Source organism: Streptomyces sp. NPDC001822, assembly GCF_042892135.1.
Taxonomy (GTDB): Bacteria; Actinomycetota; Actinomycetes; order Streptomycetales; family Streptomycetaceae; genus Streptomyces.
Genome location: NZ_JBIATW010000023.1, coordinates 39,333 through 60,388, shown reverse-complemented (window position 1 = coordinate 60,388; position 21,056 = coordinate 39,333). Strand labels below are relative to the sequence as shown.

Annotated in this window: 22 protein-coding genes; 14 read left to right on the top strand and 8 right to left on the bottom strand. The window is 72.1% G+C overall.

Annotated elements, in window-relative coordinates; translation table 11 throughout:
- Positions 1-132 precede the first annotated feature (132 nt).
- From ACFYY2_RS33410 to ACFYY2_RS33385, 6 genes are all read left to right on the top strand, one after another.
- The gene (locus tag ACFYY2_RS33410) at positions 133-942 is read left to right on the top strand and encodes a metallophosphoesterase (RefSeq protein WP_388750132.1); all 810 of its coding nucleotides are present in this window, start codon (positions 133-135) and stop codon (positions 940-942) included.
- A gap of 120 nt (positions 943-1,062) precedes the next feature.
- Positions 1,063-1,512 (top strand): SRPBCC family protein, encoded by a 450-nt coding sequence (locus tag ACFYY2_RS33405; RefSeq protein WP_329036583.1) that lies wholly within the window; start codon positions 1,063-1,065, stop codon positions 1,510-1,512.
- 4 nt (positions 1,513-1,516) lie between these two features.
- Positions 1,517-2,698, top strand: coding sequence for an ArsA family ATPase (locus ACFYY2_RS33400; RefSeq protein WP_388750129.1), 1,182 nt, complete (start codon positions 1,517-1,519; stop codon positions 2,696-2,698).
- A gap of 78 nt (positions 2,699-2,776) precedes the next feature.
- Entirely contained in the window at positions 2,777-3,268 is a 492-nt protein-coding gene (locus ACFYY2_RS33395; RefSeq protein WP_388750126.1) for a DUF5304 domain-containing protein, read from the top strand.
- Between the two features lie 236 nt (positions 3,269-3,504).
- The gene (locus ACFYY2_RS33390; protein ID WP_329036577.1) at positions 3,505-4,446 is read left to right on the top strand and encodes an ROK family glucokinase; all 942 of its coding nucleotides are present in this window, start codon (positions 3,505-3,507) and stop codon (positions 4,444-4,446) included.
- A gap of 74 nt (positions 4,447-4,520) precedes the next feature.
- Positions 4,521-5,282 carry an endonuclease/exonuclease/phosphatase family protein gene (locus ACFYY2_RS33385; protein WP_388750123.1) on the top strand — a complete coding sequence of 254 codons (762 nt, stop codon included), beginning with the start codon at positions 4,521-4,523 and terminating at the stop codon, positions 5,280-5,282.
- A 54-nt stretch (positions 5,283-5,336) separates the two neighbouring features.
- Here ACFYY2_RS33385 and ACFYY2_RS33380 read toward each other — a convergent pair whose 3' ends face one another.
- Positions 5,337-5,990 (bottom strand): hypothetical protein, encoded by a 654-nt coding sequence (locus tag ACFYY2_RS33380; protein ID WP_388750120.1) that lies wholly within the window; start codon positions 5,988-5,990, stop codon positions 5,337-5,339.
- Complete coding sequence (locus ACFYY2_RS33375; protein ID WP_388750118.1) at positions 5,983-6,762, bottom strand: alpha/beta hydrolase; 780 nt, start codon at positions 6,760-6,762, stop codon at positions 5,983-5,985. Before ACFYY2_RS33375 ends, ACFYY2_RS33380 begins: the two co-directional genes overlap by 8 nt.
- A 288-nt stretch (positions 6,763-7,050) precedes the next feature.
- On the opposite strand from ACFYY2_RS33375, the gene ACFYY2_RS33370 reads away from it, so the two are divergent.
- The 5 genes from ACFYY2_RS33370 to ACFYY2_RS33350 all read left to right on the top strand — a co-directional run bounded on the left by ACFYY2_RS33370 (position 7,051) and on the right by ACFYY2_RS33350 (position 12,023).
- Positions 7,051-7,776: a lysophospholipid acyltransferase family protein gene (locus tag ACFYY2_RS33370; RefSeq protein WP_388750116.1), complete on the top strand. Its 726-nt coding sequence runs from the start codon at positions 7,051-7,053 to the stop codon at positions 7,774-7,776.
- Between the two features lie 83 nt (positions 7,777-7,859).
- Positions 7,860-9,086: a MacS family sensor histidine kinase gene (gene macS / locus ACFYY2_RS33365; protein ID WP_388750112.1), complete on the top strand. Its 1,227-nt coding sequence runs from the start codon at positions 7,860-7,862 to the stop codon at positions 9,084-9,086.
- Positions 9,083-9,775: a response regulator gene (locus ACFYY2_RS33360; RefSeq protein WP_388750109.1), complete on the top strand. Its 693-nt coding sequence runs from the start codon at positions 9,083-9,085 to the stop codon at positions 9,773-9,775. The genes macS and ACFYY2_RS33360 overlap by 4 nt, the downstream gene beginning before the upstream one ends.
- Before the next feature lie 114 nt (positions 9,776-9,889).
- A complete protein-coding gene (locus tag ACFYY2_RS33355; protein WP_388750106.1) occupies positions 9,890-10,927 on the top strand; it encodes a 6-phosphofructokinase in 1,038 nt (345 codons plus the stop codon).
- 100 nt (positions 10,928-11,027) lie between these two features.
- Positions 11,028-12,023 carry a 2-hydroxyacid dehydrogenase gene (locus ACFYY2_RS33350; protein WP_388750104.1) on the top strand — a complete coding sequence of 332 codons (996 nt, stop codon included), beginning with the start codon at positions 11,028-11,030 and terminating at the stop codon, positions 12,021-12,023.
- 39 nt (positions 12,024-12,062) lie between these two features.
- Here ACFYY2_RS33350 and ACFYY2_RS33345 read toward each other — a convergent pair whose 3' ends face one another.
- On the bottom strand, positions 12,063-13,970 hold the full coding sequence (locus ACFYY2_RS33345) for an anthranilate synthase family protein (protein WP_388750101.1): 1,908 nt from the start codon (positions 13,968-13,970) through the stop codon (positions 12,063-12,065).
- Positions 13,971-14,065: 95 nt separating this feature from the next.
- Positions 14,066-14,122, bottom strand: a complete 57-nt coding sequence (locus ACFYY2_RS33340; protein ID WP_361655543.1) for a trp operon leader peptide — start codon at positions 14,120-14,122, stop codon at positions 14,066-14,068.
- Positions 14,123-14,226: 104 nt separating this feature from the next.
- On the opposite strand from ACFYY2_RS33340, the gene ACFYY2_RS33335 reads away from it, so the two are divergent.
- The gene (locus tag ACFYY2_RS33335; RefSeq protein WP_388750098.1) at positions 14,227-15,573 is read left to right on the top strand and encodes a class II 3-deoxy-7-phosphoheptulonate synthase; all 1,347 of its coding nucleotides are present in this window, start codon (positions 14,227-14,229) and stop codon (positions 15,571-15,573) included.
- Between the two features lie 161 nt (positions 15,574-15,734).
- Entirely contained in the window at positions 15,735-16,004 is a 270-nt protein-coding gene (locus ACFYY2_RS33330; protein WP_388750095.1) for a bacterioferritin-associated ferredoxin, read from the top strand.
- 39 nt (positions 16,005-16,043) lie between these two features.
- Here the strand turns inward: ACFYY2_RS33330 and bfr are convergent, their stop codons facing one another.
- A complete protein-coding gene (gene bfr, locus ACFYY2_RS33325; protein WP_329036554.1) occupies positions 16,044-16,523 on the bottom strand; it encodes a bacterioferritin in 480 nt (159 codons plus the stop codon).
- Positions 16,524-16,679: 156 nt separating this feature from the next.
- Between bfr and ACFYY2_RS33320 the strand changes: the two genes are divergently transcribed.
- A complete protein-coding gene (locus ACFYY2_RS33320; protein ID WP_388750092.1) occupies positions 16,680-17,312 on the top strand; it encodes a sulfite oxidase-like oxidoreductase in 633 nt (210 codons plus the stop codon).
- Here ACFYY2_RS33320 and ACFYY2_RS33315 read toward each other — a convergent pair.
- The 3 genes from ACFYY2_RS33315 to ACFYY2_RS33305 form a co-directional block, all read right to left on the bottom strand.
- Entirely contained in the window at positions 17,276-18,190 is a 915-nt protein-coding gene (locus tag ACFYY2_RS33315) for a deoxyribonuclease IV (protein WP_388750089.1), read from the bottom strand. The two genes, ACFYY2_RS33320 and ACFYY2_RS33315, sit on opposite strands and share 37 nt — an antisense overlap.
- A 22-nt stretch (positions 18,191-18,212) precedes the next feature.
- Positions 18,213-20,132 carry a Stk1 family PASTA domain-containing Ser/Thr kinase gene (gene pknB / locus ACFYY2_RS33310; protein WP_388750086.1) on the bottom strand — a complete coding sequence of 640 codons (1,920 nt, stop codon included), beginning with the start codon at positions 20,130-20,132 and terminating at the stop codon, positions 18,213-18,215.
- Between the two features lie 127 nt (positions 20,133-20,259).
- The gene (locus ACFYY2_RS33305) at positions 20,260-21,054 is read right to left on the bottom strand and encodes a thiazole synthase (RefSeq protein ID WP_388750084.1); all 795 of its coding nucleotides are present in this window, start codon (positions 21,052-21,054) and stop codon (positions 20,260-20,262) included.
- Positions 21,055-21,056: the final 2 nt, after the last annotated feature.

Here is a 21,056-nt window from a genome sequence, read left to right as displayed (position 1 = left end):
CAGATGTCTTATGCATCACACATATCGGGGGTCCTTCGGCGCACATTAGTCCACCCGTGTCCTGATCCGGAAGTAACCGCAGGTCCGGCGGGTTCTACCCACAGCGGCGGGCGGAGACCTAGGCTGAAGTCCATGCGAGCCGGCGCACCGCGAAATCGACACACGACCACCACCCGACGGACACGTGTGCACGTCGTCAGCGACGTCCACGGCCACACCGAGGCACTGGCGCGCGCCGGGGACGGCGCGGACGCCCTGATCTGCCTCGGCGACCTGGTCCTCTTCCTCGACTACGCCGACCACTCACGCGGCATCTTCCCCGACCTCTTCGGCAGGGAGAACGCGGACCGCATCGTCGAGCTGCGCACCGCGCGGCGCTTCGACGAGGCACGCGCCTTCGGGCGCGAGCTGTGGGCGGGCCGCGACCGCAACACGGCGATCCTGTCCGCCGTACGCAAGCAGTACGCCGAGATGTTCGCCGTCCTGCCCACCCCGACCTACGCCACCTACGGCAACGTCGACGTCCCGACGCTCTGGCCCGAATACGCCGGAGCCGGTACCACTGTGCTGGACGGTGAACGTGCCGAGATCGGCGGCCTGGTCTTCGGCTTCGTCGGCGGCGGGCTGAAGACCCCGATGAACACCCCGTACGAGATCGGCGACGAGGAGTACGCCGCCAAGGTCGAGGCGCTCGGACCGGTGGACGTCCTGTGCTCGCACATCCCGCCGGAGGTCCCCGAGCTGACGTACGACACCGTGGCCCGGCGCTTCGAGCGCGGCAGTACCGCCCTCCTGGACGCCATCCACCGGACCCGTCCCCGCTACGCCCTCTTCGGACACGTCCACCAGCCGCTCGTGCGGCGGATGCGGATCGGCGCCACCGAGTGCGTGAACGTCGGCCACTTCGCCTCGACCGGTCGCCCCTGGGTCCTGGAATGGTGAGCGACACGGGCACCGGCCACGGACCGGGGCGCGGACGGAGCGCCCGTGCGCACGCGATAGCCTGCACACGGCAGGCCTCTGCCGAACGCGACCGGTACACCGCACTGGAGGGCCACGGCGATGGCTGAACACACCAGCTCGAGCATCACGATCGAGGCGGCACCGGCCGACGTCATGGGAGTGATCGCCGACTTCGACCGCTATCCGGAATGGACCGGAGAGGTCAAGGAGGCCGAGATCCTGGCCGCAGACGACCAGGGCCGCGCCGAACAGGTCCGGCTCGTCCTCGACGCCGGAGCGATCAAGGACGACCACGTCCTCGCCTACACCTGGAACAGCGAGTACGAGGTCGGCTGGACCCTGGTCAAGTCCCAGATGCTGCGCGCGCTCGACGGCAGCTACGCGCTGGCGCCCCTCGGCGACGGCGACCGCACCGAGGTCACCTACCGGCTCGCCGTCGACGTCAAGATCCCGCTCCTCGGCATGATCAAGCGCAAGGCCGAGAAGGTCATCATCGACCGCGCCCTCGCCGGGCTCAAGAAGCGCGTCGAGTCCGTCTCCAAGGCCTGACCGGGTGCGTACGGTCCTCGTCACCGGCCCCGGCGGCGCAGGCCGTACCACCGTCGCCGCGGCGACGGCGCTGGCCTCGGCCCGCGACGGCCGTCGCACGCTCCTCGTGTCCGCCGACGCCGTGCCCGCCCTGCCCGCGGGCGCCGGGCCCACCGAGGCCGCCGACGGGCTCGACTGCGTCCGCGTCGACTCGGCCGCGCACTTCCGCGCCGAGCTCCTCGACATCCAGGAGCGCGCGTCGGGCGTCCTCGACCTGCTGGGCGCCAACCGGCTCGACGGCGAGGAGCTCACCGAGCTGCCGGGCAGCGCGCAGCTCGCCCTCCTGCACACCCTGCGCCGCGTCACCGAGGGCGACTGGGCAGGGCGCGGCTACGACGTACTCGTCGTCGACCTGCCCCCGCTGACCGAGGCCCTCGCCCTGCTCGCCCTGCCCGGGGAGCTCCGCCGCTACCTGCGGCGTCTGCTGCCCCGCGAACGCCAGGCCGCCCGCGCCCTGCGCCCGGTGCTGGCCCAGCTCGCCGGGGTGCCCATGCCCGCCCAGTGGCTGTACGAGGCCGCCGCCCGCAAGGACGCCGAACTGGCCTCCGTGCAGGCCCTGTTCGAGGACCGGGCGACCACGGTGCGCCTGGTCGCCGAGCCCGGGCCGGCCGCCGCGGAGGCCCTGCGCACCGCCCGTACCGGGCTCGCGCTGCACGGCCTGCGCGTCGACGCGCTCGTGGCCACGCGGGTCCTGCCCCGCCACTCCAGCGACCCCTGGTTCGCCGATCTCGCCGCGCTCCAGGAGAAGTGCCTGGACCACTGGCAGCAGGAGTGGGCGCCCGCGACGCCCGTGCGGGAGACCGCCCACCTCGGTCACGAGCCGCGCACCGCCGACGACCTGGCCGTCCTCGCCGGGACCTGCGCGCCGGACGAGCGGACACCGGGACACGCCGGGGACCCCTGGTGGACGGAGCGCGGCGACGACGGGGTCATCTCCTGGTGCCTGCCGCTGCCCGGAGCCGTCAAGCAGGACCTCCGGCTCGTCCGCCGCGGCGACGAACTCCTCCTCACCGCGGGCCCGTTCCACCGGATCGTCGGTCTGGAGTCCGCGCTGCGCCGCTGCACCGTCTCGGGGGCGGCCCTGACCGACGGCGTCCTGCGTGTCCGGTTCACACCCGACCCCGCGCTCTGGCCGCGTACACGATGAACGGAATACCACCGTTCGGGTACCGTCGGTAGTACGTGGCCCCACGGTCACGAAGCAACCGCGTCGCAGGAGTCCGCCATGAGTGAAGCCACCGATCGTCCCGTCGACGACGACGCGTGGGCGGAGGCCTGCGCCGAGGACTTCGAAGCGGAGAAGGCCCGTCGCCGGGCACAGTACGGACAGCAGCCCGGTTCCGCCGCCGAGGAGCTCCGCAAGCTGATGGACGCGGTGGCCGACAAGGTCTCCTCGCTCCAGTCGCCGCTGCTCGGAATGGCCGCCCAGGGCACCGTCCAGCAGGTGATCCGGCAGGCCAAGTCCGCCGTCGAGCCGGTCATCGAGCGCAACCCGGAGCTCTTCGACCACCTCGCCGCGGCCGGGAGCGAACTCATGGCCGCCTACCGCTCCGCCGTCGAGGGCCAGGAGGCCCGCTGGACCAAGGGCACCGAAGGCGCCGGCGGGACGCGGGGCGGCACGGGGAACACCCCCGGTCCGGCGAAGAAGGCGTCCGAGGACCCGTCCGACCCGCGCGACGAGGGCACCGGCGGCAGCGAACAGATCGACCTCGACTGAGACCGACCGGCACATGGGGGGCGGCGTCGCGGGGGTGGGCATGCACATCTGCGGCGTTGTCGTCAATCACCAGGGCTCCGCCATGCCTCAATCCTCCGCCTTGCAGCTGCACGCACCCACCCCCGCTCCTTCTTCCACCCCCCATGTGCCGGTCGGTCTGACCCTGAACAGGAAATACCCGTCCCCGGCTCGGGTACGGTTGGCCGTAGCGGGGCTCGACCGAAACTGAGGGATTCATGGGACTCACCATCGGCGTCGATATCGGCGGCACGAAGATCGCGGCTGGAGTGGTCGACGAAGAGGGCCGGATCCTCTCGACGTTCAAGGTATCGACCCCCCCGACGGCCGAGGGCATCGTGGACGCGATCAGCGCAGCGGTGTCCGGGGCGAGCGAGGGGCACGACGTCGAGGCCGTCGGCATCGGCGCGGCCGGATACGTCGACGACAAGCGCGCCACCGTGCTGTTCGCTCCGAACATCAACTGGCGCCACGAGCCGCTCAAGGACAAGGTCGAGCAGCGCGTCGGCCTGCCCGTCGTCGTCGAGAACGACGCCAACGCGGCGGCCTGGGGCGAATACCGCTTCGGCGCCGGCCAGGGGCACGACGACGTCATCTGCATCACGCTCGGCACCGGCCTGGGCGGCGGCATCATCATCGGCAACAAGCTGCGCCGGGGACGCTTCGGCGTGGCGGCGGAATTCGGTCACATCCGGGTCGTCCCGGACGGACTGCTCTGCGGCTGCGGCAGCCAGGGCTGCTGGGAGCAGTACGCCTCCGGGCGGGCCCTCGTGCGCTACGCGAAGCAGCGCGCCAACGCGACCCCGGAGAACGCCCAGATCCTGCTGGGTCTCGGCGACGGTTCCGTCGAGGGCATCGAGGGCAAGCACATCAGCGAGGCCGCCCGGCAGGGCTGTCCGGTGGCCGTCGACTCGTTCCGTGAGCTGGCACGCTGGGCCGGAGCCGGACTGGCGGACCTCGCCTCGCTGTTCGACCCGTCGGCGTTCATCGTCGGCGGGGGCGTCTCGGACGAGGGCGAGCTCGTCCTCGACCCGATCCGCAAGTCGTTCCGGCGCTGGCTGATCGGCGGCGAATGGCGCCCGCACGCGCAGGTCCTCGCGGCCCAACTGGGCGGCAAGGCAGGCCTGGTGGGCGCGGCCGACCTGGCACGCCAGGGCTGACCGCCCGCCACGGCACGTCCGACGCCCGTCGCGCCCCCCGGGGAGCGGCGGGCGTCCGTCGTAGGGTGCCTCCCATGGTCACGATGCCCACGTCCCTGCCCGACTCCCGTACCGAGCCGGACGGTTCGGCCGTCGTCCGGGTGCTCAGCTACAACGTCCGCTCCCTGCGCGACGACACCGAGGCCCTGGCCCGCGTCATCCGCGCCTGCGCTCCGGACCTGGTGTGCGTCCAGGAGGCGCCGCGCTTCTTCCGCTGGCGCAAGGCCGCCGCCCGGCTCGCGGCCATGACGGACCTGGTGATCCTCGGCGGCGGGGCCACCGCGGCCGGACCGATGCTGTTCTGTTCCCTGCGCGCCACCGTGGAGCGCACCGAGGACGTCCTGCTGCCGCTCACGCCCGGGCAGCACCGGCGCGGGCTGGCCACCGCGGTGGTGCGCGTCGCCGGAGCCAGGCTCGGTGTCGTGAGCTGTCATCTGAGCCTGCGGAGCGACGAGAGGCACGCCCAGGCGGGCATGGTGCTGGACCGGATCGACGCGATGGGGGTCCCGCACGCGATCGTGGCGGGTGACCTCAACGACGTACCGGAGGGGAAGGCGTTCCGTCGGCTGGCCGGGCGGCTCCAGGACTGCCGGGCCGTACGGCCGTGGGGCGACGAGCTCACCTTTCCGCCCGACGCCCCGCGCAAGCGGATCGACGCGGTGTTCGCGACCGGCGGCATCGAGGTGCTGGGCTGCGGTGTCCCCGCGGACCTCCCCGGTGTCACCGCCGCGGACCTGCGGGCGGCCACGGACCACCTGCCCGTGCTGGCCGCCCTCAGAGTGCCCGCGGGCGGCTGAGCCCGGAGCCGGGAAGAGGCACCCGGTCCAGCCGCCGGGTGCGCCGGCGGCGCGTCAGACCACCGCGCCGCGTCCCGGGTCGTCGTCCTCCTCGTCGTCGTGCGGCATGCGCGCCACCAGGGTGGCGAAGCCGCCCAGGAACCCGCCGATGCAGAGCGTGGTCAGCCACCACGTCATCTCCCACTGCATCAGCACCGCGAGCAGCAGCAGGACCGGGCCGCCGACGACCGCGAGCCAGGCGAACTTCGCCGTCACGTCCGCCTCGGGCAGGGGCGGCGGCTCCGGAGGGACGAAGTGCCCCTCCCCGTCGTCGGCGTCACCCTCCGGCGGCTCCGCCACCTCGTAGTCACGCGGTCCCGCGACACCCGGGGCGAAGACGATCGACCCGCCGAGCGGCTTCTTCTCCGAGGGACCTGCCGCGGCCTTCCCGCCGGAACCCTTGTCGGCGTCGTCGCCCGTCTCGGACCCGCCGTCCAGGACGTTCAGCTGGTCCCCGTCCAGCAGGGCCAGGTCCTCGACCGACTTGAAGGGCTTGGCCCCCGGCGGGTCCGGCGGCTCCTCGCCGTAACCCGCGACGATCGCCTCCCAGGCCGCGGCCTCGTCGAGGGGCCGGACCTCCTCCGTGCCCTCGGGGACGGCGGTCCCCTCCGAGGGGCGCGGTTCGCGCTCCTCGTCACTTCCCGCGCGCTCCGCGTCGTGCTCAGCCACCGGACGTGCTTCCCTTCTCGCCTGCGACGGATGCGAGGCGGCCGATGAACCGGTAGCTCTCGTCGAAGATCCGCTCCGCATCGTGGTCCAACGTCGCCACGTGGTAGCTCTGTTCCAGCAGGATCTCCTCGACGTCCCTCGACGACACCCTGCTCAGGATCCGGGCGGAGTCCGCGGGCGGCACGACGTGGTCCTGCGGACTGTGCAGCAGCACCAGCGGCTGGGTGACCTGGGGCAGATCGGCGTCGACCAGCCGGAAGAACGCCCGCACCGAGTGGGCGGCGTGCAGCGGCACCCGGTCGTAGCCGACCTCCTCGGCGCCCTCCAGGGCGATGTCGCCGGCCAGCCCCCTCGTCGTGCGCACCAGGTGCCGGGCGACCGGCAGGGCGTACGCCGACAGGCCGTGCACCTTGTTCGCCGGGTTCACCAGCACCAGGCCGGCGATGCCGTCGCCGTGCTTCGCCGCGAGGCGCAGCGCCAGGGCGCCGCCCATGGACAGGCCGAAGACGAAGACGTGCTCGCACCGCTCCCGCAGGGCCCGCAGCTCCCGGTCGACCTCGGCATACCAGTCCTGCCAGCCCGTGACCGCCATGTCCTCCCAGCGCGTGCCGTGGCCCGGCAGCAGGGGGAGCGACACGGTCAGTCCGCGCTCGGCCAGATGGTCCGCCCAGGGGCGGAGTGACTGCGGCGAGCCCGTGAATCCGTGACAGAGGAGGACGCCGACCTCTCCGCCCTCGTGGCGGAACGGCTCGGCTCCAGGGAGGACCGGCACCGGGGTCTCCTGTTCGTGAAGCGGGGCGGGGTGCGGGGGGTGGGGTGTGCGAAAGGATTACTTCACCGTACGCGACCGGACCGACACCGACCAGGGCCGTCACCGGGCGAGCGACCGTCCCGGGCACCGGGCCGCCCGGGGCCTCTCGTCCGGATCATGCCGCGCCCGCGTGCCCGATCCGGACGAAAGATCCCGGGGGCGGCTGTGAGGTGCGCCGCTCCTTCCGGGCGGGGGCCGCGGCGGCCCCACGGGTTAAGGTCTCCCGACGGCACACAGGAGGCACACGAGTTGATCTACGGAGCAATGAAGTTCGCCATCGGCGGATCTCTGAAACTCGGTTTCAGGCCGTGGGTGGAGGGCCTCGAGAACATCCCCGCGCACGGGCCGGCGATCCTCGCGAGCAACCACCTGTCGTTCTCCGACTCCTTCTTCCTGCCCGCCGTGCTCGACCGCAAGGTGACCTTCATCGCGAAGGCCGAGTACTTCACCGCGCCCGGGGTGAAGGGCAAGCTCACCGCCGCCTTCTTCAAGGGCGTGGGACAGCTCCCCGTGGACCGCTCGGGCGGACGCGGCGCCGGCGAGGCCGCGATCAGGGCGGGCATCCAGGTCATCGAGAGCGGCGGCCTCTTCGGTATCTACCCGGAGGGCACCCGGTCGCCCGACGGACGCCTCTACCGCGGCAAGCCGGGCGGTCTCGCCAGGGTGGCGCTCGCCACTGGTGCGCCCGTCATCCCCGTCGCGATGATCGACACGGAGAAGATCCAGCCGCCCGGCCAGGTCGTGCCCAGGCTCATGCGCCCCGGCATCAGGATCGGCGAACCCCTCGACTTCACCCGCTACCAGGGCATGGACGGCGACCGCTTCATCCTCCGGTCGGTGACCGACGAGGTCATGTACGAGATCATGAGGCTGTCGGGCCAGGAGTACGTCGACATCTACGCGACCGCGGCGAAGCGGCAGATCGCCGAGGAGAAGCGGCTGACGGCCGAGGAGTCGAAGAAGAAGAACGGATGACGGTCCGGCCGGCGGGCGCCCGCCGGCCGGCCGGAGCGGGGAGCATGACGGGGCGGGGAACCGGGTGAGGGGGCACGGGGGACATGGCGGGGCGTGAACGGGTCGTACGGATGTCGGTCGAGCAGCCGCTGTGGCGGGCGCTGACCGCGTACCGCGTGCTGACGCTGGTCTACGCCGCGCTCCTCGCGGGCTTCGGCCGGGAGAAGTACGAGCGCCCCTGGGTCGCCGTCGCCTTCCTGGCGTTCCTCGCCCTCTGGACCGCCGTCACCCTCCCCAGGGTGGCCAACGCGGCGAGCTGCACCAAGCGCTTCCTCGGCCTGGACCTGGTCGTCGCGCTGACCGGCATCCTCCTGACCCCGCTGGCCGACGCCGACGCCCAGCACATGGACGGCCCGACGCTTCCCTCGATCTGGACCGCCGGCTCGGTCCTCGCCTTCGCCCTCAAGGGCGGCTGGCGGTGGGCGGCCTTCGCGTCCACCCTCGTCGCCGCCGCCAACATCGTCGAACGCGGCGAGCCCAGCGAGGACACGTTCCACAACGTGCTGCTGGTGTGGGTCGCCTCGATCGCCATCGGATACGTCGTCGAGGTCGCCCGCGCCAGCGAGCGGACCCTCGCCCGCGCCCTGGAGATCGAGGCCGCGACCCGGGAGCGGGAGCGCCTCGCCCGCGACATCCACGACAGCGTCCTCCAGGTCCTGGCCATGGTCCAGCGCCGAGGTACGGCTCTGGGCGGAGAGGCTGCGGAGCTCGGCCGGATGGCGGGGGAGCAGGAGGTCGCCCTGCGGACGCTCGTCTCCAGCGGGCTGGTGCCCACGACCCGGGTCTCCGAGGACAGCGCCGAGGGCGCGGTGGTCCGGCGGGTGGACGCGGACCACGACGCGGAGCCGGAGGCGGCCGACGGCGACCTGCGCGCGCTCCTCGCCGCGCACGCGGGTTCCCGGGTCACCTTCGCGGAGCCCGGCGCCCCGGTGCTGCTCCCGGTCGTGGCGGCCCGCGAACTCGCCGCCGCCGTGAGCGCCGCGCTGGACAACGTCAGGGTCCACGCGGGCCCCGGCGCCCGGGCCTGGATCCTGGTCGAGGACGAGCCGGACGAGGTGATCGTCACGGTGCGGGACGACGGCCCCGGCATCCCGGAGGGCCGGCTCGACCAGGCCGAGGGGGAGGGGCGGCTCGGTGTCGCCCTCTCCATCCGCGGGCGGCTGCGCGACCTGGGCGGCACAGCAGAGCTGATCTCGGTACCCGGCCAGGGCACCGAGGTCGAGTTGAAGGTTCCGAAGATCTCTCGGGGGAAGGCAGGATCGGCCCGATGAGCACGACCGACACGAAGGCGTCCGGCGAGCGGCCCATCAAGGTGATGGTCGTCGACGACCATCCGATGTGGCGCGACGCCGTCGCCCGCGATCTGACCGAGTCCGGTTTCGACGTGGTCGCGACCGCCGGCGACGGGCCGAGCGCCGTGCGCCGGGCCGGGGCCGCGAACCCCGACGTCCTGGTGCTCGACCTGAACCTGCCGGGGATGCCCGGCGCCCAGGTCTGCAAGGAGCTCGTGGGCTCCCGCCCGGGGCTGCGCGTCCTGGTGCTGTCCGCCAGCGGCGAGCACGCCGACGTGCTGGAGGCGGTGAAGTCCGGGGCCACCGGCTACCTGCTCAAGTCGGCCAGCACCCAGGAGCTGACCGACGCCGTGCGGGCCACCGCAGCGGGAGACCCGGTGTTCACGCCGGGCCTCGCCGGACTGGTCCTCGGCGAATACCGCAGGCTCGCCTCCGACCCCGCTCCCGCCGCGGCCGACGCCCCGAAGATCCCCCAGCTCACCGACCGCGAGACCGAGGTCCTGCGGCTGGTCGCCAAAGGGCTCTCGTACAAGCAGATCGCCGAACGCCTGGTCATCTCCCACCGCACGGTGCAGAACCACGTCCAGAACACCCTGGGCAAACTCCAGCTGCACAACCGGGTGGAACTCGTGCGCTACGCGATCGAGTCCGGCCTCGACGACGTGTGAGTACGACAACAACCCCGTGATGCCGAGGAATTGACCGTCCCACCCATCCCGAAGTGACCTGGGTCACCCTTAGCGTGGTCCGTAATGGGCTCACTTCGGCGAAGGGATGCTTCCATGCGGGTCGGAGTACTGACCGGGGGCGGCGACTGCCCCGGCCTCAACGCGGTCATCCGCGCCATCGTCCGCAAGGGCGTGCAGGAGTACGACTACGACTTCATCGGCTTCCGGGACGGCTGGCGCGGACCGCTGGAAGGCAGGACCGTCCCGCTGTCCGTGCCCGCGGTGCGGGGCATCCTCCCGCGCGGCGGCACCATCATCGGCTCCTCGCGGACGAACCCGTTCGACGCCGAGCACGCCGGGCAGGGTGTGCGCCGGATCAGGGAGAACCTCGACAAGCACGAGGTCGACGCCCTGATCACCATCGGCGGCGAGGACACCCTGGGCGTCGCGGCGAGGCTCTCCGGCGAGTACGGCGTCAAGTGCGTCGGCGTACCCAAGACCATCGACAACGACCTCTCGGCCACCGACTACACCTTCGGTTTCGACACGGCCGTCGGCATCGCCACCGAGGCCATCGACCGCCTCCACACCACCGCCGAATCCCACATGCGCGTCCTCGTCGTCGAGGTCATGGGCCGGCACGCCGGCTGGATCGCCCTCCACTCCGGGCTGGCGGGCGGCGCCAACGTCATCCTCATCCCCGAGCAGCGCTTCGACATCGACCAGGTCTGCGCATGGGTCGACTCGCGCTTCAGGGCCAGCTACGCGCCGATCGTGGTGGTCGCCGAGGGGGCGGCGCCCGCACACGGACGGATGGTCCTCAAGGACGACACCCACGACTCCTTCGGGCACGTACGGCTCTCCGGCGTCGGCGAGTGGCTCGCCAAGGAGATCGAGCGCCGCACCGGCAAGGAGGCCAGGACCACCGTCCTCGGCCACGTCCAGCGCGGCGGCACCCCGAGCTCCTTCGACCGCTGGCTCGCCACGCGCTTCGGGCTCCACGCCGTCGACGCGGTGCACGACGGCGCCTTCGGCGTCATGGTCGCCCTGCGGGGCACGGACATCGTGCGGGTGCCGATCGCGGACGCCACGGCCCGTCTCAAGACGGTCGACCCGGCCCTCTACGCGGAGGCGGGCGTCTTCTTCGGCTGAGGGGCGAGCCGCCCGCGCCCGGCCCTCCGCTCCGGCGGCGAGCCGGGGCCGGGCGCCGTATATTCGCGGGGACCTGGCCCCAGCCCACCCGGGAGACGTCGTGGAGATCCTGGCCTTCGGTGTCCAGTCCGACGAGAAGCCGCTCATCGAGGCGGCCTTCGCCGGGCAGCACGACGTCCGCTGCCTCGACGTCTTCCTCACCGAGGACACCGCCCCGATCGCGGCCGGCCACGAGGTCGTCTCCACGAGCGTCAACGCCGACCTCAGCGGCGCCGTCCTGCGGACGCTCGCCGCCGGAGGCACACGCATGATCGCCCAGCGGTCCACCGGCTTCAACAACATCGATCTGGAGGTCGCCGAGCGGCTCTCCCTGCGGGTGGCCCGCGTCTCGCACTATTCCCCCCACTCGGTCGCCGAGTTCGCGTGGGCGCTCGCCATGGCAGTCAACCGCCGCATCGTCCGCGCGGTCGGCCGCACCCGGGACTTCGACTTCAGGCTCGACGGACTCCTCGGCCGGGACATGCACGGACGCACCGCCGGCGTGGTCGGGACCGGGAAGATCGGGGAGGCGTTCACCCGGATCGCCCACGGGTTCGGCATGAACCTGCTGGGCTGGGACGTCGAGGAGAACCCCGCCTGCACCGCGCTCGGCATGACCTACGTCGACAAGGAGCGGCTGCTCGCCGAGGCCGACCTGATCAGCCTCCACGTGCCGCTGCTCCCCGCCACGCACCACCTCATCGGCGCCCCGGCCCTGGCGGCCATGAAGGACGACGCGATCCTGGTCAACTCCAGCCGCGGAGGACTGGTCGACACCCGCGCGCTCGTCACCGAGCTCCGGGCGGGCCGCTTCACCGGCGTGGGGCTCGACGTGTACGAGGCCGAGGCGGGGCTCTTCTACGTCGACAAGTCCCTGGAGGGGATCGACGACGACACCCTCGCCCGGCTCGTCACCTTCCCGAACGTCATCGTGACCTCGCACCAGGCCTACTACACGAGCGACGCCGTGGGCCAGATCATCGAGGCCACCGTGCGCAACGTCGCCGACTACCTCGCGGGCCGCGGCAGCGAGAACTTCCTGGTGCCCGCGAGGTAGGCCGTGCCCGGACGCCCGGTCCGGGCGCGGCCCGATCCCTCAGCCGGGCACCGGCAGCGCCGCCAGCAGCTCGGTCACGATCGACGAGCCGCGCAGGGTGAGCACCGACTCCGGGTGGAACTGCACCGACGCGAAGCCCCTGCCCCGCAGCGCGTGCAGTTCACCGGTGGCCGCGTCCCGGCTCACCTCGATGCCGTGGGCGCCCAGCTCCGCCTCGGCGGCCCCGTCGCAGCGCGCGGTGAAGCTGTTGTAGAAGCCGACGGTCTCGGGCCTGCCGAACAGTTCGATCCTGGTCTGAGCGCCCTGGTGGGGCACGCGCTTGCGCACGATCTCCAGGCCGAACTCCGCCGCGATCAGCTCGTGCCCGAGGCAGACGCCCAGCAGCCCGTGCCGGTGGTCCCGCACGAGGCCGGCGGCCAGCTCCCTGAGCAGCCGCATTCTGGGGTCGGCCGTGTCCCCGGGGTCGCCGGGGCCGGGCCCCAGCACGACCGGCCCCTCGTGCGCCCGCACGGCCGCGCGCAGCCCGGGCTCGTCGAAGCGGCGCACCGACACGGTGAGTCCCGATGAGCGCAGCAGGTGCGCGAGCATCGCCGTGAAGGTGTCCTCGCCGTCCACCACCAGGGCGTGGCCGGACAGCTCGGCCGTCCGCTCCTGCATCCGGAGCCAGAACGGGGCGAGCCCGCCGCGCCGCCCGTCCAGCGCGGCCCGGACCCGGGGGTCGGAGGCCAGCCGGGGGCGGTCCGCCTCCGCCTCGGGCCGGGCGGGTCCGGCTCCCAGGGCCGCGAGCACCCCCGCCGCCTTCGCGCGGGTCTCGGCGACCTCCGCCGCCGGATCCGAGTGGCGGACGAGCGTCGCGCCCACCGGCACGCTCAGCCGGCCGGTCTCCGAGATGTCCGCCGTGCGGATCAGGATCGGCGAGTCGAGGGTCTGCGCGCCCCCCGGCTCCCGTCCCAGCAGGGCCAGGGCGCCCGCGTAGTACCCGCGGCCCCCTGGTTCGTACCGCTCGATGACCCGGCAGGCGTTCTGGACGGGCGAGCCCGTGACCGTCGCCGCGAACATGGTCTCCCGCAGGACCTCCCGGACGTCCAGGGAGGAGCGCCCGCGCAGCTCGTACTCGGTGTGGGCGAGGTGGGCCATCTCCTTGAGCCGCGGCCCGACCACCACCCCGCCCATGTCGCCGACGGTGCACATCATCTTGAGCTCCTCGTCGACCACCATCGAGAGCTCCTCGGTCTCCTTGCGGTCGCCGAGGAAGGCGAGCAGGCTCTCGGGGGTCGGTCCCCCGTCCGGGTAGCGGTAGGTTCCGCTGATCGGGTTCATCACCACCGTGCCGCCGGACATCCGCACGTGCACCTCCGGGCTGGCGCCGACCAGCGTCCGGCAGCGCAGCCCCGGCCGCCCCTCGTTCCCCGTGTGCACGACGAACGTCCAGTACGCCCCGCGCTCGCCCTCCAGCAGCCGCCGGAACAACGCCAGCGCGTCCGCCCGCCCGAAGCCGGGGATCTCACCGCCGAAGGTCCGCCGGACGACGAAGTTCGCGCCCTCGCCCTGCCCGATCTCGTCCTCGACGACCCGCCGGACGATGTCCTCGTACGCGTCGTCGGGGACGTCGAAGCCACCGCCCTCGACGCGTACGCCGTGGCCGGGCAGCTGCGCGAGGACCTCGTCCAGCGGCAGCTCGTACACCGCGTCGGCGACCAGCACGGCCAGCGGGGTGCCGTCGTCGCGGACGTCGAATCCGCGCTCGGCGATCTGCCGGAAGGGGACCAGGGCGAGCGAGGGCAGCTCACCCACCGGAAGGTCGGCGAGGCGGTCCACCTCGTGCACCGCGCCGGTCAGGATCTCCACGGTGTCGTGGTCCCGCCCGGGCGTGCGCCTGCGCAGCAGCGCGAACGGCGGGGAGTCGTCCCGCAGGAGGTCACGGAGGGCGGGGGAGCGGTGGGGCATGGGCGTTCCTTCCGGAGGAGGAACGGCTCACGGCTCCGGAGAGCACAGAAGGCCGCCCCTCGGGGCGGCCTTCGCGAAGTCAGTACGCGCGATGATCAGCGGGCCGCCGGAGGAGCGGTCCACCACCAGTTCTGGGTCGTCTGCGCGAACATGCCACGAACCATATCGGATGAGGTGGACAAACGAGCGCACGTCTCATTTGGTGAGCGGGTCGGCTGGACCGGCTCCCGGACCCCGTAGTGTTGTGGAGGTGACCGTGAACGCCAATACCTCCGTCGCCGGTGGCCACACCTGGCGAGACCTTCCCGCGGCGCAGCAGCCCGAGTACCCCGATGCCGAGGCTCTGCGCGAAGTGATCGCGGACCTCGAGTCGTATCCGCCGCTCGTCTTCGCCGGCGAGTGCGACCAGCTGCGTGCCCGCCTGGGAGCCGTCGCCAAGGGCGAGGCGTTCCTGCTGCAGGGCGGTGACTGCGCCGAGGCCTTCGACGGCGTGTCCGCCGAGGACATCAGGGCGAAGCTGAAGACCCTGCTCCAGATGAGCGCGGTCCTGACCTACGCGGCCTCCGTGCCGGTCGTGAAGATCGGCCGGATCGCCGGCCAGTACTCCAAGCCGCGCTCCAAGCCGACCGAGACCCGCGACGGCGTGACGCTGCCGACCTACCGCGGCGACTCGGTCAACGGCTTCGACTTCACCGAGGCCGCCCGCATCCCGGACCCCCAGCGGCTGAAGCAGATGTACCACGCGTCCGCTTCCACCCTGAACCTGGTCCGCGCCTTCACGACCGGTGGGTACGCCGACCTGCGCCAGGTGCACGCCTGGAACCAGGACTTCGTCAAGTCCTCGCCGTCCGGCCAGCGTTACGAGGCCCTGGCCCGCGAGATCGACAACGCGCTGAACTTCATGAAGGCGTGCGGCACCGACCCGGCCGAGTTCAAGGCCGTCGAGTTCTACGCCTCGCACGAGGCCCTGCTGCTGGACTACGAGTCGTCGCTGACCCGCACCGACTCGCGGACCGGTCACCTGTACGACACCTCCGGCCACATGGTCTGGATCGGTGAGCGCACCCGCCAGATGGACGGCGCGCACATCGAGTTCGCCTCGAAGGTCCGCAACCCCATCGGGATCAAGCTGGGCCCGACGACCACGGTCGACGAGGCGCTCGCCTACGTCGACCGCCTGGACCCCGAGCGTGAGCCCGGCAGGCTGACCTTCATCGTCCGCATGGGCGCCGGCAAGGTCCGCGACAAGCTGCCCGAGCTGGTCGAGAAGGTCACCGCCTCGGGCGCCATCGTGGCCTGGGTGACCGACCCGATGCACGGCAACACCTTCGAGGCCGCGTCCGGCCACAAGACGCGCCGCTTCGACGACGTCCTGGACGAGGTCAAGGGCTTCTTCGAGGTGCACAAGCAGCTCGGGACGCACCCCGGCGGCATCCACGTCGAGCTCACCGGTGACGACGTCACCGAGTGCGTCGGCGGCGGCCACGAGATCTTCGTGGACGACCTGCACCAGCGCTACGAGACGGCCTGCGACCCGCGCCTCAACCGCAGCCAGTCCCTGGACCTGGCCTTCCTCGTCGCCGAGATGTACCGCGACCAGTAGGAATCACTCCCGGTGACGTCGGTGGGGCACGGATCGATGTGATCCGTGCCCCACGGTCGTACCCGGGCTTTTGCGTCCGAGGGGTGGCGGGTAAGGTTAGGTTAGCCTCACCGGGAATCGGGGCGGCGCAGTGATCGACGACCCCTCGGGAGGTGAACCGCATGTACGTCTGCTCGTGCTTCGGCATCACCGAGGAGCAGGTCAGGAAGCATGCGGAGGGCGGAGCCTGCACCCCCCGCCAGATCGCCTCCGCCTGCAAGGCCGGCACGGACTGCGGCGGTTGCGTCCGCAGGATCCAGGCCCTGCTGGGCCGGGGTGACTGCCCCCGCCGTGACCTCGCCGAAGGGCGCACGGCTCCCGCGGGCGCCACGGCCGGTGAACCCGTCGTCTTCGGCACCACGGCCGACGTCACACTCTCCGACGCCGCCTGAACCGGACCCCGTGAAGCGGTACCCCCTGGCCGCGGCCGGTCAGCTCTCCGGCTGCTCGATCAGCTGGGCGATGTAGAGCGGCTCGCCGAGCTTCTCGACCAGTTCGAGCTGGGTGTCCAGGTAGTCGATGTGGTGCTCCTCGTCCTCGAGGATGGACTCGAAGATGTTCGCCGAGGTGATGTCGCCCTTGGCCCGCATGATCTCGATACCGCGCCTGAGACGGTCGATCGCCTCCACCTCGACCTGGCGGTCGGCCTGGAACATCTCGGTGACCGTCTGGCCGACCCGCACGTGGAAGAGCCGCTGATAGTTGGGCAGGCCGTCGAGGAAGAGGATCCGGTCGGTGAGGATCTCGGCGTGCTTCATCTCGTCGAACGATTCCGACCGCGTGTACTTCGCGAGCTTCGTCCACCCGAAGTTCTCCTGCATCTTGGCGTGCAGGAAGTACTGATTGATGGCCGTCAATTCGGCGGTCAGCTGTTCGTTCAGGAACTCGAGGACCTCGGGGTCGCCCTGCATCGCAGAGGCTCCTTCCAACCGGTGAACCAGGCATCTTTGGGCGCATCCTCGCACCGCGCCCTGCGACCGTCCAGTAAGTGCACGCTTAGTGCGAGTTGCCCCTGATCAACTCTCCCCTGGTCATGACCACCCCTGCCTGTCTGTCACCATGGAGGCATGGGTCAGCCGGAAAGCCGGGAACGCGGCACAGCAGAGCAGGCCGGGCTTCCACCGGGGCAGAGGCTGCAGCGCGGCTGGCCGGTCACCCATTACGGGCCCGTGCCGAAGTTCAAGCCCGACCGTTGGGAGTTCCGGGTCTTCGGGGCGACCGCCGACGGCGACAAGCACTGCTGGAATCACCGGGAATTCTCGGCGCTGCCATTCTCGTCGGTCGAGGCGGACCTCCACTGCGTGACGAAATTCAGCATGCTCGGAGCCGAATGGGGCGGAATCCTCGCGCGCGAGATCGTGCGACTCGCACCGCCCGCCCCCCATGTCTCGCATGTGATGGTCTGGGCCGAATACGGATTCAGCTCGAATCTGCGGCTGGCGGACTTCACGTCGGACCGGACGCTCTTCGCCACGCATAAGGACGGCGACCTGCTCACCGCCGAACACGGTTTCCCGCTGCGGCTGGTGGTGCCGCACCTGTACGCCTGGAAGGGCCCCAAATGGGTCCGGGGCATCGAGTACATGACGGCCGACCGCCGGGGATTCTGGGAGGAGCGCGGTTACCACAACATCGGCGACCCCTGGAGCGAGCAGCGCTACTCCTACCAGGAGGAGCCCGGGGACGGCCCCGAACTCTGAGCCTCCCCGCAGACCCGCGCGCCCGCCGGACTCCGGAGTTCCTTCAGCCGCGCGACGTCCGCGGCGTGCCCCTCCCTGCCGCCCGGCGTCTCGATGATCAGCGGTACGCCCTCGGTCGCCGGGTGGGAGAACAGCTCACGGAACGGCTCGGCGCCGATGTGCCCGGATCCGATGTTCTCGTGGCGGTCCTTGTGGGCGCCCACCACGTCCTTGGAGTCGTTGGCGTGGATCAGCTTCAGCCGCCCCGCGCCGACCGTGTCCACCAGCAGGTCCAGGGTCTGCCGCATGCCGGACGGCCCGGTCAGGTCGTGCCCCGCCGCGTAGATGTGGCACGTGTCCAGGCAGACGCCGAGCTTCGGGTGGGAGTCCAGGGCCTCGAAGTACGGACCGAAGTCCCAGGTGCGCGAGCACAGCGAGAAGCCCTGCCCGGCGGTCGACTCCAGCAGCAGGAACGGGTCGTCGTCGTGGGTCAGTTCGTCCAGCAGCGGAAGCATGTGCGTACGGACCTGGGCGAGGGCGTCGGCGCGGGGGCGTCCGCCGGTCGCCGACCCGGTGTGCACCACCACGCCCCGTGCGCCGATCTCCCTGGCCCGCCGCAGCGAGTGCCGCAGGGACACGACGGACCGCTCGACGGTGGCCTCGGTGTGCGAACCGAAGTTGATCAGATACGGGGCGTGGACGTAGGCGGGGACCGACTCCGCTTCGCACTGCGCGCGGAACAGGTCGTCCTGCGCGGGACTGCCGGGCGGAGTCGCCCAGCCGCGCGGATTGGCGACGAAGACCTGTACGGTCTCGGCCGCCAGCTCGCGGGCGTAGGCGAGGCCCACCTTGGACAGTCCGCCGGCCACGGGGACGTGGCCGCCTATCGGGTTGCGCATGTGCTGCCGGTCCTTCGCGGTTCTACAGGCCCTTGGTCCTGATGGTGATGGTGGAGCCCTCGGGGGCCTGCTCCCCGCCCTCGGTCGACTGACGGGCGACGGTGTCGCTGAACGAGAGGAACGGGCGGTCGACCTCGACCTCGAAGCCCGCCTCCTCCAGTGTGCTCCTGGCCTCGTCGACGTCCTTGCCCGTGACGTCGGGGACGTCGATCATCCGCGGACCCTTGGAGACGGTGAGCTCGACGGTGTCGCCCTCCGCGGCCTCGGTGCCGCTCCCGGGCGACTGCCGGGCGATCCCGCCCTGTTCCTCGGGGGAGTCGACCCTCCGGGGCAGCACCTCGGCCTTCAGCCCCGCCTCTGCCAGCACGGCCTTCGCCTCGTCGACACCGAGCCCCGTCAGATCGGGTACGTCGACCGGGCTCCCCTTGCTGACGACCAGGGCGACCGCGGAGTCGGGGTGGCGCCCGGCACCGGTCTCCGGGTCCGTGCGGATCACCTCGCCCCGGCCGATGTCCTCACTGAACTCACGGGTCACCATGCCGGGCGCGAGCCCCGCCTTCTTCAGCTCACGCCGCGCGTCGGCGAGCGCGAGGCCCTCGACGTCGGGAACCTCCACGATCTCCGGGCCGCGCGAGATCACCAGCCCCACCGCGTCGTTGCCCCGGATCCGCTCACCCGACGCGGGATCGCTGCTGATCACCGTGCCGCGCTCCACCGTGTCGCTGTAGGCGCGCTCGACTCCCCTCACGTCCAGGCCCTCGTCCGAGAGCCGCCGCTCCGCCGCGCTCTGGGTCTGCCCGAGGAGGGAGGGGACCCGGGTGAACTGCCCCGAGTTGATGTACCAGACACCGGCGCCGGCACCCAGGACCAGCAGCACGGCGACGAGCGCGGCGACCGCGCCGCGCCGGCCGCCCCCGGCGAGGCGGACACGCCGGCCCGTCCGCTCCGGGGGCAGCGGCGGCGGCATCTCCAGCCGGCTGGTGTGGTGTGCGGTGCCCTGGTCCGCGGGGATCACCCGCGGGATCACGCTCGTACGGTCGTCGGCGCCGTCGCGCGCCTCCGCGATGGCCTGCGGGGGGACCGCGTCCAGCTGCTCCTCGGTGAGCGCGCTCCGCTCCGCGCGGGACTCCGCGAGCATCGCCACGGCGTCGTGCGGGCGCAGCTCGGGGCTGCGCGCGGTGGCGGCCGCCACCAGCCGGTCCAGCCCGGGGGCGAGGCCGGGGACGACCGCGGACGGAGCCGGGACGTCCTCGCTGAGGTGCTGGTAGATGACCTGGGCCGCGGTGTCCCCGGAGTGGGGCTTGCCGCCGGTCAGCATCTCGTAGAGCACCACACCGCAGGCGTACACGTCGGACCGGGTGTCGGCTGTGCCCTGCTCGATCTGCTCGGGGGCGAGGTAGGAGACCGTGCCCAGCAGGGAGCCGGTGGTGTCCGTGGCGGTGCCGACCGCGCGCACGAGCCCGAAGTCCGCCACCTTGACCCGGCCGTCGTCGCCTATCAGGACGTTCTCCGGCTTCATGTCCCGGTGCACGAAGCCCGCGCGGTGCGCGGCGCCCAGCGCGGCCAGGACCGGCTCCAGGATGTCCAGTGCGGCCCGGGGCTGCAGGGCGCCCCGCTCGCGGAGCACGTCGCGCAGGGTGCACCCGGCGACGTACTCCATGGCCAGGTAGACGTACGCGCCCTGGGCGCCCTGGTCGAAGACGGCCACCACGTTGGGGTGCGCGAGCAGGGCGACGGACTTCGCCTCGCGGATGAAGCGCTCGACGAATGCGGCGTCGGCCGCCAGCGCCGGGTGCATCACCTTGAGGGCGAGCACGCGGTCGAGCCGGGTGTCCACGGCCCGGTAGACCGTGGCCATGCCGCCGACGGCGATACGCGCGTCGATGCGGTACCGGCCGTCGAGCAGCTGCCCGACGAGGGGGTCCTGGAGGGTCGTGTCCACGGGGCGAGTCTACGAGCTGCGACGGACACGACGGGCGGGCCCGAGGACCCCCGGGGCCGTTCCGGTGCCGAGCCGTGACAGGCGTATGCACGTGCCGTGACCGGGACGCCGCCGGCGGTGCCCGCGGTCAGAACGCCGGGCGCTCCGGATCCAGCACCGCCCTGCCCTCCGCGGGCGACGAGGCCTCGGCGAAATGGCGGCGGGGGATGCGTCCCGCCCGGTACGCCAGGCGACCGCCCTCCACCGCGTGCCGCATCGCCGCCGCCATCAGCTCCGGCTCCTGGGCCCGGGTCACCGCCGAGGCGAGCATCACAGCGGCGCACCCCAGCTCCATCGCCAGCGCCGCGTCCGAGGCGGTCCCGGCCCCGGCGTCCAGGATCACAGGGACCCCGGCCTGCTCGGCGATCAGCTGGAAGTTGTGCGGGTTGCGGATGCCGAGGCCCGAGCCGATGGGGGAGCCGAGCGGCATGACCGCCGCGCACCCCACGTCCTCCAGCTTCCGGGCCAGCACCGGATCGTCGTTCGTGTAGGGCAGGACCGTGAAGCCGTCGTCGACCAGGGTCTCCGCGGCGTCCAGCAGCTCGACCGGGTCGGGCAGCAGGGTCCGCTCGTCCGCCACGACCTCCAGCTTGATCCAGTCGGTGCCGAGCGCCTCCCGGGCCAGCCGCGCGGTCAGTACGGCCTCGCCGGCGGTGAAGCAGCCGGCGGTGTTCGGCAGGACCCGCACCGACAGGCGCTCCAGGACCGAGAGCACCGAACCCCGCACGGTCGGGTCGAGCCGGCGCATCGCCACGGTGGTGAGCTCGGTGCCGGAGGCCGTCAGTGAGCGCTCCAGCACGTCGAGGCTGGGCGCCCCGCCCGTCCCCATGATCAGCCGCGAGGTGAAGGAGGCGGAGCCGAGGGTGAAGAGGTCGTCGGACATGG

What these genes read in the sequence shown, in the direction of transcription:
- ACFYY2_RS33410 (WP_388750132.1), top strand. Translation starts at nt 133, where the DNA reads ATGCGAGCCGGCGCACCGCGAAATCGACACACGACCACCACCCGACGG.
- ACFYY2_RS33405 (WP_329036583.1), top strand. Translation starts at nt 1,063, where the DNA reads ATGGCTGAACACACCAGCTCGAGCATCACGATCGAGGCGGCACCGGCC.
- ACFYY2_RS33395 (WP_388750126.1), top strand. Translation starts at nt 2,777, where the DNA reads ATGAGTGAAGCCACCGATCGTCCCGTCGACGACGACGCGTGGGCGGAG.
- ACFYY2_RS33390 (WP_329036577.1), top strand. Translation starts at nt 3,505, where the DNA reads ATGGGACTCACCATCGGCGTCGATATCGGCGGCACGAAGATCGCGGCT.
- ACFYY2_RS33385 (WP_388750123.1), top strand. Translation starts at nt 4,521, where the DNA reads ATGGTCACGATGCCCACGTCCCTGCCCGACTCCCGTACCGAGCCGGAC.
- macS (WP_388750112.1), top strand. Translation starts at nt 7,860, where the DNA reads ATGGCGGGGCGTGAACGGGTCGTACGGATGTCGGTCGAGCAGCCGCTG.
- ACFYY2_RS33360 (WP_388750109.1), top strand. Translation starts at nt 9,083, where the DNA reads ATGAGCACGACCGACACGAAGGCGTCCGGCGAGCGGCCCATCAAGGTG.
- ACFYY2_RS33355 (WP_388750106.1), top strand. Translation starts at nt 9,890, where the DNA reads ATGCGGGTCGGAGTACTGACCGGGGGCGGCGACTGCCCCGGCCTCAAC.
- ACFYY2_RS33345 (WP_388750101.1), bottom strand. Translation starts at nt 13,970, where the DNA reads ATGCCCCACCGCTCCCCCGCCCTCCGTGACCTCCTGCGGGACGACTCC.
- ACFYY2_RS33330 (WP_388750095.1), top strand. Translation starts at nt 15,735, where the DNA reads ATGTACGTCTGCTCGTGCTTCGGCATCACCGAGGAGCAGGTCAGGAAG.
- bfr (WP_329036554.1), bottom strand. Translation starts at nt 16,523, where the DNA reads ATGCAGGGCGACCCCGAGGTCCTCGAGTTCCTGAACGAACAGCTGACC.
- ACFYY2_RS33320 (WP_388750092.1), top strand. Translation starts at nt 16,680, where the DNA reads ATGGGTCAGCCGGAAAGCCGGGAACGCGGCACAGCAGAGCAGGCCGGG.
- ACFYY2_RS33315 (WP_388750089.1), bottom strand. Translation starts at nt 18,190, where the DNA reads ATGCGCAACCCGATAGGCGGCCACGTCCCCGTGGCCGGCGGACTGTCC.
- ACFYY2_RS33305 (WP_388750084.1), bottom strand. Translation starts at nt 21,054, where the DNA reads ATGTCCGACGACCTCTTCACCCTCGGCTCCGCCTCCTTCACCTCGCGG.